This window comes from Embleya sp. NPDC056575, from assembly GCF_042793325.1.
Classification (GTDB): Bacteria; Actinomycetota; Actinomycetes; order Streptomycetales; family Streptomycetaceae; genus Embleya.
In genome coordinates, this window is the sequence record NZ_JBHTVA010000051.1 from 42,969 (window position 1) to 57,195 (window position 14,227).

The window sequence follows — 14,227 nt, forward strand, 5'->3', positions numbered from 1 at the left end:
CCGAGGGCGTGGTTGCGGCCTTGGTGCGTGGCCGAGGGCGTGGTTGCGGCCTTGGTGCGTGGCCGAGGGCGTGGTTGCGGCCTTGGTGCGTGGCCGAGGGCGTGGTTGCGGCCTTGGTGCGTGGCCGACGGCGTGGCTGCGGCCTTGGTGCCTGGCTGGCGGCGTTGCCGAGGCCGTGGTGCCTGATCGGCGGCGTTGCCGAGACCCTGGTGCCATTGGGGCAGGGCGTCGAGCCCGGCGGCGAGGGGGATCGTCAGGCCATTGGCGTGCTTGGGCGGGTGACGACGCCGGCCTTTGCCGGGCGAGGCCGCCCACCCACCCCAGGGGGCTGCGATCGCACCCGCCGAGACGTTCGGGTCAGGGGCCAGGCGGTGGACTCGGTGAGATGGATGCGCCGGAGCTCCCGACCTGCCGAACCTTGGCGGGGCACGTTGGCCGGGCTTGGTCTCGGCGTCGCAGCGGCCGTGTGCTCATCCGCGCGATGCCTGGGTCAGGGGCATGGGCATGCGGCATGCGGCATGCGGCATGCGGCACGAGGAAGAGGCGAGAGGCTTGCCCGAGCACGCCGAGGCATCCCCTCCGGCAGGCACTGCGCTTTTGGCCGCGTGGTGCCGGTACGGGGCCGGCCCGGGTCGGTGGTGGGCCGCCGCCGGCGTGCGGGGCTCCAAGGCTCGAAGCTCTCAACGAGACGGGTGTTCCGGTCGGCGAAAACCGGCCGGCTGCGGCGGCGCGGGAGGGGGCTCGGGTCGAGTCCGCCGAGGAGCCTTCCCGAGTGGGGCGGGTGTTTCCGGTGGGCGTTGCGCATTGGGTTGCGGGTGGCTGGTGCGGGGCTGGTCAGAGTCGGCCGGTTTGCCGCCGCCAGCGTGCGGGGCTCCGAAACTTGACGTCCCCGACGAGATGGCCGCGTTGCTCGGTGAAAACCGGCCGGCAGCGGCGGCGCGGGAGGGGGCTCGGGTCGAGTCCGCCGAGGAGCCTTCCCGAGTGGGGCGGGTGTTTCCGGCGGGCGTTGCGTCCTGGGTTGCGGGTGGCTGGTGCGGGGCTGGTCAGAGTCGGCCGGTTTGCCGCCGCCAGCGTGCGGGGCTCCGAAACTTGACGTCCCGATGGGACGGGCGTGTTGGTCGGTGAAAAATCGGCTGGCAGCGAGGGCGCGGAGGGTGGTCCGGTCCGGTTCCCGGAGAGCCTTCCCGAGTGGGCCGGGTGATTCCGGCAGGCGTTGCGTCTTTGGTCGCGTGTGCCGGTGCGAGGCTGGTCTGAGTCGATGGTGGGCCGCTGCCGGCGTGCGGGGCTCCAAGATTCGAAGCTCCGGACGAGATGGGTGTGTTGCTCACCGAAAACCGGCCTGCAGCGGCGGGGAGGGAGGGCACTGAGGTCGAGCCTGCCGGGGAGCCTTCCGAGTGGGTTGGGTGTTCTCGGCATGCGTTGCGCCTTTGGGTGCGTGGCTGGTGCGGGGTTGGTCTGAGTCGACGGGTTTGCCGCCGCCGGCGTGCGGGGCTCCAAGAGCTCCGAGCTCCGACGAGACGGGTGTGTTGGTGGGCGAAAACCGGCCGGCAGCGGCGGCGCGGGAGGGGGCTCGGGTCGAGTCCGCCGAGGAGCCTTCCCGAGTGGGCCGGGCGTTTCCGGTGTGCGGTCGCCGTGTGGGTGGCGAGGGTGCACAGAACCGGACGGCGTGGGGTGCCGTGACCTCGGCGTGAGAGAAAACCGCAGGTCAGCGTGAAGAAGGGAGCTTTTGAGGCGCCTCGGGATCCGGTTTCGGCCCTCACTGGGCACTTTCGGTCCCCTTGACGACTTCCGCGAGGCCGCAGCACCCGAAGCCGACTTCAACCAAACGGTTCGGATCTTCATCCTCGCGCCGACGAGGCCGAGGAACACGAAACCGGCACTCGGCGCCCGACTTTCCATCCCGACGCCACAAAACCGCAGGTCACAGAAAGCTCGAAGCCCACAACCACCCACTGAGATCCGGTTCCGAACCCCAACCCCTCCCCCAACACCACCGAAACACCCCAACCCACCCCGGAAGGCCCCTCGGCAGACCCGACCCGACCGCCCTCCCTCGCTGCCGGCCGGTTTTCGGTGAGCAACACGGCCGCCTCGTCGGGAGCCCTCCGTCTCGGAGCCCCGCACGCCGGCGGCGGCCCACCATCGACTCAGACCAGCCTCGCACCGGCACACGCGACCAAAGACGCAACGCCTGCCGGAATCACCCGGCCCACTCGGGAAGGCTCTCCGGGAACCGGACCGGACCACCCTCCGCGCCCTCGCTGCCAGCCGATTTTTCACCGACCAACACGCCCGTCCCATCGGGACGTCAAGTTTCGGAGCCCCGCACGCTGGCGGCGGCCCACCATCGACTCTGACCGGCCCCGCACCAGCCACCAGCAACCCAATGCGCAACGCCCGCCGGAAACACCCGCCCCACTCGGGAAGGCTCCTCGGCGGACTCGACCCGAGCCCCCTCCCGCGCCGCCGCTGCCGGCCGCTTTTCGCCGACCAACACGCCTGTCCCGTCGGGGACGTCAAGTTTCGGAGCCCCGCACGCTGACGGCGGCCCACCACCGACTCAGACCAGCCCCGCACCAGCCACCAGCAACCCAATACGCAACGCCCGCCGGAAACACCCGCCCCACTCGGGAAGGCTCCTCGGCGGACTCGACCCGAGCCCCCTCCTGCCCGCCGCTGCTGGCCGGTTTTCACCGAGCAACGCGGCCATCTCGTCGGGGACTTCAAGTTTCGGAGCCCCGCACGCTGGCGGCGGCAAACCGGCCGACTCTGACCAGCCCCGCACCAGCCACCCGCAACCCAGTACGCAACGCCCACCGGAAACACCCGCCTCACTCGGGAAGGCCCCTCAAAGGACTCGACCCGACCGCCCTCCCACTCCGCCGCGCCGCCGGCCGGGTTCGCCAAGCAGCGCACCCACCCCGTCGAGAATCCCCGTCTCGGAGCCCTGAACGCTGGCGGCGGTCCGTCCCACGCGCCGGACCAGTCGCCCCCCAACGGCACCCGCGATCAACAACGCAACGTCCGCCGAACACGCGTCCTGACCCACCCAAAAGGCGTCCCCACCTCCTCACCCTCGGCTGGGGACGGCGGCCGGGTCGTCGCGGGTCGATATCCCGCCTGCCTGCCTGCCCGGAGTCGTACCGTGCCGATCGCCGTGTCCGGGGGGGCGAGCGCGTGGGAGGACCTCGGGGCGTTTCGAGTGGTTACCGTTCGGGGCTCCGGCGGTTCTGCCTCGGCCACGCGCGTTGCTCGGGTTCGGGCTCAGGTTCAGGTTCGAGGGGTTCGTCGGGCCCGGCGTTTGTTCTTCCGTCCGCCGGATGCGTCGGCATTCTTCCGGTGAGGCTGAGTGTGGCCAGGACTTGGAAGAGTGCCGCTGTGGCCAGGGCTGTGGTGAGGGAGTGGGTGAGGAGGGGGCCGGTCAGGGCTGCGCCGAGGGCGAAGGTGGTGATTTTCAGGCTCGCGCCGGTGGTGAAGATGCGGCTGCGCAGGGCCTCGGGGGCTTCGCGGTGTCGGATCGTGAACAGGGCCGTGAGCTGCGGGCCTTCGGCCACGCCGGCGAGGAGCATCGCGGCGATCAGCGGGATCGGGTGGGCCGTTGCCGCGAGTAGGAGGGCGCCGGTGAGGATCAGCGTGCTGTACCGGATCACCGTCTCCGGGCGCAGTGGGTGCGGTCGGCGGGCCAGGAACGCGTTTGTCGTCAACGCCGAAGCGGCGAGCAGTGAGAGCAGGGTCGGCCCGTGGGCGGCCGAGCCGAAGGCCCGTTCGCCGAGTATTGGGCTGGCGGCGAGCAGGATGCCCTGTCCGACACAGGACAACATCGACGCCGCCGTGGCCCGGGCCAGGGACGGTGATCCCACGATGGCCCGGAAGCCCGCGACGAGGTCGGCGCCGATCGACGGGGCCGGCGGGTGCTTCGGCGGCGCGTGGGAGCGGGCCGCCGCCGGCGGCTCCGAGTGCTTCCGGGGCGTGTGGCCGGGAACGGTCGGCGGCTTCGGGTGCTCCGGCGGCTCCGGGCGTTCCGGGGGTGCGTTGCGGGAGGCGCCGGTGGGCAGGCCGTTGGTGGCCGGCGCCTCCGAGGGCTCCCGGGACTCCTGGCCGCGGTGGGCGGGCGGTGCTTGGGTCGGTGGCGACTCCTCGTGGTTTCGGGGTGTCTGTACCCCGGCGGCGGGTGATGTCCCGGCTGGTGGCGGCGTCAACCGCTTCCCCAGCACCTGCGCACGCGCCGCCACTCGCGCCCGGGCCGGTGGTAGTGCTCGGGCTGCCGGTAGGGCCAGGCAGATCAGGACGATCGCGGTTGTCATTGCGGTCGTTGCGCCGGCCAGGGTTGTGATGATCCCGGCCAGGGCCGGGCCGGTCAGGGCGGCCAGGTTGAATGTCATGGCGTCGTACGCCGTTGCGCGCGGTAGGTCGGCTCGTGTGACCACGCGTGGCAGTTGGGACGTCCAGCCGCCGGTCAGAGCCGGGCCGGCCAGTCCTGCGGTCAGGGCGATCAGCAGGGTGATCGCGATCGGGGTTCGGCCCAGCGTGGCCAGGATTGTCCCGAGCGCCGCCGCATAGCCCGCCAGCGTGGCGGTCAGCAGGCGGCCCGGTCGGGGGGAGCGGTCGAGGAGTACGCCGAAGACGGGCCCGCCGAGTGCCGCCGCCGCTGTGACGGCGGCGAGCAGTGCCGAGGCGGTGGCGGCCGAGCCGGTGGCCGCCAAGCCGGCCAGCAGCAGGGCCGGGCCCGACATCTCGTCGCCGGTGCGTGCTGCGGCTGCCCCGGCGATGTAGGGCCATATTCCTCTGTAACGCTTTTGCATGGCCAGCACGTTACGTAGGTAACTCAATCATTGGCTAGATGCGTTACATTTGAGCCGTGCTGCACTCGAACGACGAGCGGGCCACCCGCCACTCGGTACAGGCCGTGGCCCGACGCACCGTCGCCCTGGTCAACGCCCTGACGGCAGACGACCCGACGCCCGACCCGTCCCCCTCCGCCCTCGCCGAACTCCTGTGCGAACACGGCGAGTCCGATCCGATCGAGCTCACCGCGACCGACGTCGCCGACCTGCGCGCCGCAGCCCTGCTGCTGCGTGCGATCTTCGCCGCCGAGGACGTCGACGCTGCCGCCGACGCGCTCAATCGACTGCTTCGTCGAGGGCGGGGCAGGCTTCGGCTCACCTCGCACGCCGGTCGCAGCCCGTGGCATCCGCACCTCGACCGTGACGACGACGCGCCGTGGGGCGAATGGTTTCTCGCCTCGTCCTGCCTGTCCCTGACCATGCTGCTGTGGGACCGGCAACGTCCACCCGGCGGCGTCTGTACCTCGGCGACCTGCCGACACGTCTTCGTCGACGAGGGCGGCGGCCCACCCCGCCGCTACTGCTCCCGGCGCTGCGCCACGCGCGAACGGGTGGCCGCCCACCGCCGCGCCCGGGCGTAGGGCGGCTCTCCGGGCTCCGGCTCCCCGGCACCCCACCCCTCATCCTCCCGCCCCTCGTCCTCCCGCCCCCCACGCAGCGCCGGGTCCAGCGCGGTGGCCGCCACCAGTACGACCGACATCACCGTCAGGATCATGCCCAGGTGATGCAGCCCCGCGTCGGTCGCCCGCGGACCGAAGGTGGCGCCGATCAGGCTCGCCGACGCCAGCGCGCCCAGGTAGGAGAACGTACGCAGCAGCCCGGCCGCCGTGCCCGTCGCGGCGGCCGGCGCCTGGCGGAACATCGCTCGCTGGTTGGCCGTGTTGGTCAGGCCGTTCTGGAGCCCGAAGACGACACTCACCGCGATCAGCAACCACAGGGGCGAGTCGACCCGCAGCAGCAACAGGCTCGCGCTGCCCACGGTCAGCACGCCGGCACCGGCCAGCAGCGGAGTACGCAGCCCTGGCCCCGTCACCACGGCCGAGACCCCGGCCGCCACCACGAACGACGGTGTCATCAACAGCCCGGCGGCCGACGCGGAGCGGCCCGCGCTCTGCTCCAACCACATCGTCCAGCCGTATATGAAGCAGTAGGTCGAGGCCATCGCCACCGCCTGCCGCAGGTACGTCCTGGTCAGCGCGCCGTTGCGGGCCACCATCCGCACATCCAGGAACGGCGAATGCGCGCGCGACTCCCAGCGGGTCAGCGCCAGTCCGGCCACCAGACCGAGCGCGAGCAGCCACCACCTCGACGCGGTGGGCCGCATCAGGAACAGCAGTACGCTCGTCAACGTCGCGGCGAACAGCAGCAGGCCCGGGGGATCCAGGTCCCGCGCCGCCGAACCGGTACGCCGTCGGCGCTCGTCCGCCGGCAACCAGAACACCGCGAATCCGGCCGCGATCGCCGCGAGCGGGATGTTGATCAGGAACATGGCCCGCCACCCGCCGACCGCGATCAGCAGGCCGCCCAGCGGCGGCCCGATCGCCATCGTGGTCTGCCCGGCCACCGCGAGCGCGTTCAGCACCCGTCCCGGCGCGGGCCGGGCGAGGCGTTCGGACTGCCGGCGCACCATCGTCATCGCCGCCGGATAGGCCGCCGACGTACCCAGTCCGAGCACCACACGCGCGACCACGAGCATGCCGATCGACGTACCCACGAAACCGATCAGCCCGCCGAGCGCGACCAGCGCCATGCCGGCGAGGTACACCCGCCTGGGCCCGAACAGATCCGCGAGCCGCCCGGCCGTCGGCTGCCCGATCGCGGTGGCCAGGTACAACGCCGACACCAGCCACGTCGTGGCCCCCGCGTCCACGCCGAACGCCCGGCCGATCGACACCAGCGCGATCGCGATGATCGACGAGTTGATCGGATTCAGGACCGATCCGATGGCGGTGGCCGCGGTGAACCGGGCCCCGAAACCGGCCTGTTCGGGGGCGGGGCCGGCGAATCGGCGGCGCGGGGGCGAGGGTATCGGGTGCGGAAGCGGGTCGGTCGGGGGCATGGCGGCGGGCACGTCCGTTCTGCGGGCGTCGGGTCGGGGGCCGGACCCGGGGCGGCGTTGTCAGCTTCGCGCGTACGTGGGTCGCCATGAAGGCCGTGTCATCCGCGCCAATGGCGAGTGCGGTGCCGGGACTGGTGGCGGCACGGTCGTCCCCGTGCCGGCGCCACGCCGCCGTGCCTGTCCCCGTGGGGGACAGGCACCGAGACCCCGGCTTTGTGACAATCGAGAGGTGACGTCACCACATCCACTCGGAGAGTTCCTGCAGGCCCGCCGCGCCCGTCTCCAGCCCGGCGACGTCGGGCTGCCCGCCGGCACCGGGCTCCGTCGTACCCAGGGACTGCGCAGGGAGGAGCTGGCCGCGCTGGCGGGGCTGAGCATCCAGTACTACACGCGCCTGGAGCAGGGCCGCGAAAACAATCCCGGCGGTGCGGTCCTGGACGGGATCGCGAGCGCGCTGAGGTTGAACGAGGAGGAGCACGCGCACCTGTACGCCCTGGCCAACCACGCGGCGGAGCGGGTGCCGGCCGGCGGCGCGCCCGCCGATCGTGAGGTACGGCCGGGGATCCGCGCGCTCCTGGAGCGGGTTCGACCCTGGCCCGCGTACCTGCTCGGCCGGACCAGCGACATCCTGGCCGCCAACCCCGAGGTGTTCGCGTTGCTGCCCGGACTGGCCGACTGGGCGCCGGAGCGGCGCAACAGCATCCGGTACCTGTTCCTGCACCCGACGGCACGGGAGTTGTTCGCCGACTGGGAGCGGGCCGCGCTCAGCACCACCGCGCAACTGCGCTCGCTGCTCGCCGCCGACCCCAGAGACCGGGAGTTGGCTGCTCTGGTGGACGAACTCACGGAGGGGAGCCCCGAGTTCGCGGTGCAGTGGCAGCGGTACGACGTACGCCGGCGGCGTAGCGACCAGGAGACGTACCGGCATCCGCAACTCGGCGAGATCACCCTCGCGTTCGAGGTGCTGCGGATGGAGGGCGGCCAGCGGATCACCATCTACCAGCCGCAGGAACCGGACGAGGAGGGCCGCCGGGTGTTGCGGGGCCTGTCCGAACTGGCCACGAGGGCCCGGCCGGAGGCCACGGCGTAGGGGGGCCGGCGGCCCGGGGAGGGTCTTGCGTGTGCGGCTTGGGGTGCTCGGGTTCCCAGCCGCGTAGCCGCTCAGGTCGTCAGCCGCGTGGGTTCTCAGCCGCTCGGCTACTTGCCTCTTCAGGCTTTCGACTGGTCAGTGTCCGGCCGTCGTGTCGGCTCCGTTCGGAGTGGCGGACCCGGAGCGGACGCCGAGTTCGGCCGTGTTGGCTTCGGTCATGTCGACCGCAGCCGCCGCAGCAGCCTCAGCCTCGGCTGCCTCGGCCTCGGTAAGCGCGCGGCGCATGTCCTCGGCGTGGCGACGGGCCATCTCCCGGATCTCCGGGGTGAGGTACGGACGGTCGGCGACCGCCGCGGCCTCGGCCGACTCGGTCCAGGCACGCATGACATCGAGGGGACGCTGATGCCCGCACGACACCTCGGCCCCCGATTCGTCGTGCACGGTGGCCTCGTAGGCGCCATTGACCCAAACGCTGACACCCTCGTCGTGAAAAACGACATCGAACGGCACATCGTCGGGATCCGGTTCGGGACCGTCACCGGTGAGGAGCGTGAACTTCTCGTGTGGTCGCATCCAGTGGTCGGTGCCCCACGGCTCGACCCAGATCGCCAGCATCGCGGCGGTGTCATTGTTCAGTCTGATCGATGGCATGGCCCAGGGTATTCAGCCCACGCCCGGCCCGCTCCGGTTCACGGGCCCCCACGCAAGCGGTCCCCCACGGATCCCTTACAAGCAGACAACACGCGCCCATAGCCACCATCACGCCACGCCGGCCCGAGGCGGGGTTCATCGATACGAGTCGGCGGCCGGCGTCGTGGTGAAGCGCCATTCGAAGTCGCCTGCATGGCAGACGGGAAGCCGGGTGGACGCGAGGCGCAGCCCGGGATGTGCCATGTCCTGAGGCCGAAACGCAAGGACGGTGCTGGGGAGCCGGGGGAGTCGTGCACGACGGCCTGATGGGGGTCGCCCAGAATGCAGTCGTCGAGGCCGCGCAGCCAGGTGACGACCCGATTGATGAACTCGCCATCGGACACGTCGAATTCCGCAGTCGATCACGCTTTCGGCGCACGTCCGGTACGGCAAGGAGCGCGCGGGCCCTGCGGCGCTGGACCTGGAGGTCGAACTGGGGATCGTGCTTCGGCCTCATCGTGCGGTTGCTCCTGAGGGCTGGGGAGGTGCGGAAGGGTCGTCGCCGGGGTGCTCTTGCACGGTGGGGCACGGTCAGGCCTTGGTCGACGTTTGGGCGTGGTTTGCAAGTGGTCATCAGGGGTCGTGATTTGGCCGAGACGTGCTTCGATGTATGCGATGACGGCTTTGGCTTCCAGCACGTTGGAGCGGGTGGCAGCCTGACTTCAGCTAGGTTGCGACGACCGAGGATGCCCGCGAGCGCGCGGAGGAGTCCTCGCAGTGGTTGTTGGTGACCAAGGCGCATGATGGCGTGGCTGGTTGCCGCTGCGACGCTCGCGCCGCGAGCAGGCTCGGGGGGTCGGGCATCGGGGCGCATGGAGGGAATGGAGTGGGCGGCGCTGAACAGCGTGGTGAGGACATGGCGCTGGTCGGACCTCATTCAGGAATGCTCCTTGCCTTAATGATCGAATCCAGATCACGAAATGGCAAAACCCGGAAAAACGTGCAGGTGGGCAAGGGAAGTCCCCACGCAGGTGGGGGTGAGCCGCCGGTACACCGATGCAGGAGACGGAGGTAGGCGAAGTCCCCACGCAGGTGGGGGTGAGCCGACAGCATTGCCACTGGGGACAGACCGCTTCGGTGATTTGCGGCTGTGGCATGCGGGTGGTGATGGGGATGCCGAGGTAGCGGGCGAATTCGGCGGCCAGGGCCTTCGCGGTTACGCTCGGTGGCGCGAGGACGTACGCGACGAGTACGCGTGGGTCGGCCTGTCCGGGCCGGGCGAGGTGGCCGATGTGTCCGGCGCGTGCGGGAGCGTGGTGGTGTTTTCGGCTGCGGCGGGCCCGGTGGAGGTCAACGTGGTTCGGGCGGTGGTCCGTTGGTGACGGCCGAGGATCATCAGGGTGCGCATGCTGATGGCCGGGGTGCGGAAGGTGACGAACGTGCGGTGTTAGGTGAGGTGTTCTGCCCGGCTGCGTGGTGGTGCGCCGCCTCGGGTGGTGACGGGGATGGTGCGTCGGTGAGGTTGTCGGCCCTGCCGGGTGGTGGTTACCGGCCAGGGCTCCGGCGTGTCCGGATGGGGCTGGGCCGGGATCGGTGGGACGCCGGTCGTCGACCTCCCGGGTGGCGACGACCCGGCTCGGTGGGGCGAATACGCCCCCGGCGTACGCGGGCCAGAGTCATCGCCACCGCGACGGGCGCACAGGCCAGCGTGCCCCGGACGGGTTCCATGGGCATGGACGAGGCGGAGGCGGCGTAGAGCGTGGCCAGAGTCAGGAAGCCGAGGCCGACGAGGATGCGGACGCCCGGGGTGTCCTCGTGCGGGACACCGGAGCATCCGCAATCCTTCTCTCGTCGAAGCACCGAGCGGATCCGATGGCCGACGAACCCCGTGAACATGACAACCGTGCACACGGCCGTGACCCTGGGCAGGATGTTGAATCCGATCGCCCCGCCGATGATCGTCTCGACGACGCCCAACGCCACATGCGCGATCCCCGGACGATTCCAGTCTCGAAGCATCGGCAAGCCGGCCACCAGTCGACCGCGGATGATGGTGGTCGCCTTCGCCACGCCTGTCGCAAGCAGCGTGCCGGCAAGGAAGAGCGCGACGGCGTGAGCCGCGAACGGCGGAACCGTCATCCGATGTGCCGTAGCGCGGCTTTTTCCTGTTCGGTGATTTCGAACGACCATCCGATGGAAAGGAAGGTCTCATCGGGATCCCGGTGCAGCCAATGCCGGAGCGAGACGCGCACCGTTTCGGGGCCGATCACCTCACATCGCACGCTGGGGTGAACCAGTTCCGATTTCAGGAGGAGGTCGGGATCCGACGTCTTCGCGGACCTGCCGATCGCCGCCAGTGGACCCGGAGTCAGAACCAGATCGAGATGACCGCCATTCTGCTGGATCTCGTCCCAGTGCATCCGCAACGGCTGCCCCATGAAATGCCGCGATCCGTCCTCGTGCTCGGCATATTGATCCGGGTCGTCTCGGGATACCTCGCGAACGATCAACTTCACTCTCATCGAAGCCTCCGGAGACTCAGCATGCCCCGCCGATTTCGTCCTTGGTGGTACCACACTCGTCCAGACACACCGTGCAGATCTCCACGTAGTGGCTGATCCACCTGTTGCAGATGCAGGTCACACCCGTGAGTTTCCAGCGTGAACTCACGCAGTGCCGGTGTGGGGGATCCGCGTGGGCGATCCCCGGGTTCGCTATGGCGCTCAACGCCGGTACGCCGACGGCCAGTCCCACGACGAATCGCTTCAGCGTCGTTCGGCGACTCGGTTGCGGAATCGGATGATCCTCTTCCTCGATCATGAATTCTCCCGTTCTCAAGAACGTGACGCGATGACAGTAGACGAAGAAGCCAGTCGCAGGAAGATGCCTGGCCATGCGAGATATCGACGCGGAATTCGGATCTTGCAGGCTGTAAACTTCTCGCGATGATCGAAGTCGCCGAGCGGAATTCCGTAATCATGATCCGCTTTTACGGAAGCCGTTCCCGCGTGATCGAGCCGCAAGATCGACTTCGCGTCTGTCGACCCCTTCAGGGGTGCCGGCGTGGGATTGGTCGGCCAAAGCCGAACAGGTAACCTCCGACGTCGCCGGCCGGATCGTCCGTGTCGTCCGGCTCCTCGGCGACGGCGATGTCCCACCTCTCGCCTCGGCCGGCACCACGACAATCAGCTCCGAGCCACCCGGAACGTCTCTCGAACCCCGGAGCACGGCCGGAGACTTCGGCGTGATTGAGGCGCGTACGCCGGACCTCACCCGGCACCGCGGAGCCCCGCCTTGGTCGACGTCGTTGGATATGAACACGCCGACCGGCCACGTCGGATTCCGCGAGACGTTCGCACCGACAGCAGGCGTGCAGCGGCGAGCGATGACAACACCCGCATTCGCGCGATCCCCTACCGATCGCGACCTACGACTGCGGCCGGACGTCCGCAACCCCCGCACCCTTCCGGCGGTTTCGTCACGCGACAACAGGACGCCCGGGTGAACGCACATGTCGTTCCCGCCTCGAACGCCCATATTTCGAAGGCGCCTTCGCCCGGGCTCGGGCGGAGGCGTAGCGGAGGCATTGGGCTTGCGGTGTTCTGTGACGTCGGGCGGCACCGGCCCCGGCCCCGGGCACCCGGGCAGTAGCGAGTCGTCCTCGGGACGGGGCGTGATGGAGCCGTTGGGTGGTGGGGATCCGCTGCGGATGGGGTGGTCCCGGTTGGTCGGAGTGGGGCCATCGCCCAGCGTCAAGGAACTACCCGGGGGTCCCTGACCGGCCGATGGCCTTCTCCAGGGCGGCGAGGACGTCCTCGTCGGCCGGCACGCCCGCCGCGTCGTGGTGGGCCCGCACCGCGGTGGAGTCGACACCGACCAGGGACCTGTCCACCTGAGTCCGGCCGGCGGCCTCGGCGATCATCACGTTCATCGGCGCGGCGAAGACGCCGATGTCGCGCCGCCGGTGTGCGGGACAGGGTGCCGCTTGTTCGGGACACGTCGAGACAACGGCGTTGACCTGCAAGGACGCGGAGCCGCTGTCCCGAACATGCGGCAGCTCTTGAGGGCTCGGCCGTGCTCCTTCACGTTCGTTGCATCGACAGCGGGCCCGACGCCTCGGGATACGGATCCCCGCACGGTCGCTTCGCTTCGTTCTCTCGTGTATGGAACAGGAGTCACGAGCATGAGCTTGAGGAATCTGGTGGTCATCGGCATCGCGGCAGGTGCCGTGACCTTGGGGACGGCCCTGCCGGCGTCGGCCGCGCCGGCGACGCGCGAGGCGTCGACGGTGGTGGCGCAGGGCCCCGTCGGCGTGTTGCAGTGCTTCCCGTGGTCCTTCGACGAGTGGTATGGCTGGGCATCCGGGGACGCGTGTCGGCCCGGGATGACGACGGCCACCATCGCGAGCAAAGAGGAAGGGGAGTGCGCCTTTCTCGTCGTGAAGTGGTGGAACTCCAACGGCGGTTCGCTGGGGAGTGAGCGATCGCCTGCGGCTTGCGACAAGTCCAGCCGGACGTGGATCTCCAAGGCGGCCCCCCGCGGTGCCGCGCGGGTCCAGGTCAACATGGGAAGGTCTTCGTCCTGACATGTCGGTGATGACCGCACGGCGTCCCGCGCTCGCCCTGACCTCGGCACTGGCCGCGATCGCACTACTGTTCTCGGGCGGCACGGCTTCCGCCGGCACCAGCGAGTACTACAAGACGTTCACCGCCAACGCGAACTACCTCACCAAGACCGACGCCAACGGCGTCCTGAACGCACAGGTGACGTGGTCGTCGGTCAACAAGCCGTTGGCCTGGTCGTTCGACATGAGCCCCGCCCTGGAGCGGACCGCCACCGGGGACATGAACTGCTCTGCCTCGGTTCCGAGTTTCCCCGACTACCACGACGGTCACCCCGGGATTCCCGTCGATTACAAGTGGCACTCGAGCATCCCGGGACCGCACAGGACGAACACGAGTTACTGGTACGTCCTCAAGGCCCGGTGCACGTTCCCGTCCAAGGTCAACAGCACCCGCGGAACCACGACGGTGGACGTGCGGTTGAACTACAAGATGTCCACCACTGCCGCGGCGGCAGCGGCAGCGTCCGGCTCGGTGAACGATTCGACCTATACGTCGTGGTCCTCGTTCTCGCCGAGCCCGATCCAACCGTAGGGCAGCAGACCCGGACCACCTACGACACCGCCGGCACCGCTCCGGGTTCTCGGCGGCCCCGAACAACGGACCTCGGGCCGCCCCCGAACACCCGTGATCGATCCGGCGCTCTTGATCACGTCGCCCCGCCGAGCCCAGGCTCGGCGGGGCGACGTGATCGACACATGCCGCGCGGCGAGTTGCGCGACGACGGAACCCCGTGCGAGGTCGCCGGTCGTGGATTCCCGGGCCGTGGCCGTCTTCTCCGAGGGGCACGTGCGCGAGAACGTCGAGTGTGGCCGGCATTGTTCAAGCCGGAGCCGGATGGAGGACCACCATTGGTGGCGTACCGGCTTCGAGGAGATCTTGATTCCGCGCTGACTGTCCGTCAGATCCCGGTCGTCCAGGGAGAGTTCGTGCCGGGCGCCGTCCGAGTTGATCCTGATGCGATGAAGTGCGACCCGCGGGT

General features: G+C 69.9%; 11 protein-coding genes. 4 read left to right on the top strand and 7 right to left on the bottom strand.

What is annotated here, in order from left to right; all coding sequences use genetic code 11:
- Positions 1–3,206: 3,206 nt before the first annotated feature.
- On the bottom strand, positions 3,207–4,802 hold the full coding sequence (locus tag ACFRCG_RS33150; RefSeq protein WP_380038327.1) for an MFS transporter: 1,596 nt from the start codon (positions 4,800–4,802) through the stop codon (positions 3,207–3,209).
- A gap of 59 nt (positions 4,803–4,861) precedes the next feature.
- On the opposite strand from ACFRCG_RS33150, the gene ACFRCG_RS33155 reads away from it, so the two are divergent.
- Positions 4,862–5,425, top strand: coding sequence for a CGNR zinc finger domain-containing protein (locus ACFRCG_RS33155; protein ID WP_380038400.1), 564 nt, complete (start codon positions 4,862–4,864; stop codon positions 5,423–5,425).
- Here the strand turns inward: ACFRCG_RS33155 and ACFRCG_RS33160 are convergent.
- The gene (locus ACFRCG_RS33160; RefSeq protein WP_380038330.1) at positions 5,362–6,903 is read right to left on the bottom strand and encodes an MFS transporter; all 1,542 of its coding nucleotides are present in this window, start codon (positions 6,901–6,903) and stop codon (positions 5,362–5,364) included. The genes ACFRCG_RS33155 and ACFRCG_RS33160 overlap by 64 nt on opposite strands.
- 229 nt (positions 6,904–7,132) lie before the next feature.
- Between ACFRCG_RS33160 and ACFRCG_RS33165 the strand changes: the two genes are divergently transcribed.
- Entirely contained in the window at positions 7,133–7,993 is an 861-nt protein-coding gene (locus ACFRCG_RS33165; protein ID WP_380038332.1) for a helix-turn-helix domain-containing protein, read from the top strand.
- A 135-nt stretch (positions 7,994–8,128) separates the two neighbouring features.
- On the opposite strand, the gene ACFRCG_RS33170 is transcribed toward ACFRCG_RS33165, so the two are convergent.
- The 5 genes from ACFRCG_RS33170 to ACFRCG_RS33190 form a co-directional block, all read right to left on the bottom strand.
- Positions 8,129–8,644, bottom strand: coding sequence for a hypothetical protein (locus tag ACFRCG_RS33170; RefSeq protein ID WP_380038334.1), 516 nt, complete (start codon positions 8,642–8,644; stop codon positions 8,129–8,131).
- A 1,524-nt stretch (positions 8,645–10,168) separates the two neighbouring features.
- A complete protein-coding gene (locus tag ACFRCG_RS33175) occupies positions 10,169–10,813 on the bottom strand; it encodes a MauE/DoxX family redox-associated membrane protein (RefSeq protein WP_380038336.1) in 645 nt (214 codons plus the stop codon).
- Positions 10,759–11,145 carry a hypothetical protein gene (locus tag ACFRCG_RS33180; protein WP_380038338.1) on the bottom strand — a complete coding sequence of 129 codons (387 nt, stop codon included), beginning with the start codon at positions 11,143–11,145 and terminating at the stop codon, positions 10,759–10,761. The genes ACFRCG_RS33175 and ACFRCG_RS33180 overlap by 55 nt, the downstream gene beginning before the upstream one ends.
- 16 nt (positions 11,146–11,161) lie before the next feature.
- Positions 11,162–11,443: a hypothetical protein gene (locus ACFRCG_RS33185; RefSeq protein WP_380038340.1), complete on the bottom strand. Its 282-nt coding sequence runs from the start codon at positions 11,441–11,443 to the stop codon at positions 11,162–11,164.
- 940 nt (positions 11,444–12,383) lie between these two features.
- Positions 12,384–12,554 (bottom strand): hypothetical protein, encoded by a 171-nt coding sequence (locus tag ACFRCG_RS33190; protein WP_380038342.1) that lies wholly within the window; start codon positions 12,552–12,554, stop codon positions 12,384–12,386.
- Positions 12,555–12,824: 270 nt separating this feature from the next.
- Between ACFRCG_RS33190 and ACFRCG_RS33195 the strand changes: the two genes are divergently transcribed.
- Positions 12,825–13,208: a hypothetical protein gene (locus tag ACFRCG_RS33195; protein ID WP_380038344.1), complete on the top strand. Its 384-nt coding sequence runs from the start codon at positions 12,825–12,827 to the stop codon at positions 13,206–13,208.
- 10 nt (positions 13,209–13,218) lie between these two features.
- Positions 13,219–13,779, top strand: coding sequence for a hypothetical protein (locus ACFRCG_RS33200; protein WP_380038346.1), 561 nt, complete (start codon positions 13,219–13,221; stop codon positions 13,777–13,779).
- Positions 13,780–14,227: the final 448 nt, after the last annotated feature.

Coding starts and splice junctions, on each gene's coding strand:
- ACFRCG_RS33150 (WP_380038327.1), bottom strand. CDS start 4,802: ATGCAAAAGCGTTACAGAGGAATATGGCCCTACATCGCCGGGGCAGCC.
- ACFRCG_RS33160 (WP_380038330.1), bottom strand. CDS start 6,903: ATGCCCCCGACCGACCCGCTTCCGCACCCGATACCCTCGCCCCCGCGC.
- ACFRCG_RS33170 (WP_380038334.1), bottom strand. CDS start 8,644: ATGCCATCGATCAGACTGAACAATGACACCGCCGCGATGCTGGCGATC.
- ACFRCG_RS33175 (WP_380038336.1), bottom strand. CDS start 10,813: ATGGTCGTTCGAAATCACCGAACAGGAAAAAGCCGCGCTACGGCACAT.
- ACFRCG_RS33180 (WP_380038338.1), bottom strand. CDS start 11,145: ATGAGAGTGAAGTTGATCGTTCGCGAGGTATCCCGAGACGACCCGGAT.
- ACFRCG_RS33185 (WP_380038340.1), bottom strand. CDS start 11,443: ATGATCGAGGAAGAGGATCATCCGATTCCGCAACCGAGTCGCCGAACG.
- ACFRCG_RS33190 (WP_380038342.1), bottom strand. CDS start 12,554: ATGAACGTGATGATCGCCGAGGCCGCCGGCCGGACTCAGGTGGACAGG.
- ACFRCG_RS33200 (WP_380038346.1), top strand. CDS start 13,219: ATGACCGCACGGCGTCCCGCGCTCGCCCTGACCTCGGCACTGGCCGCG.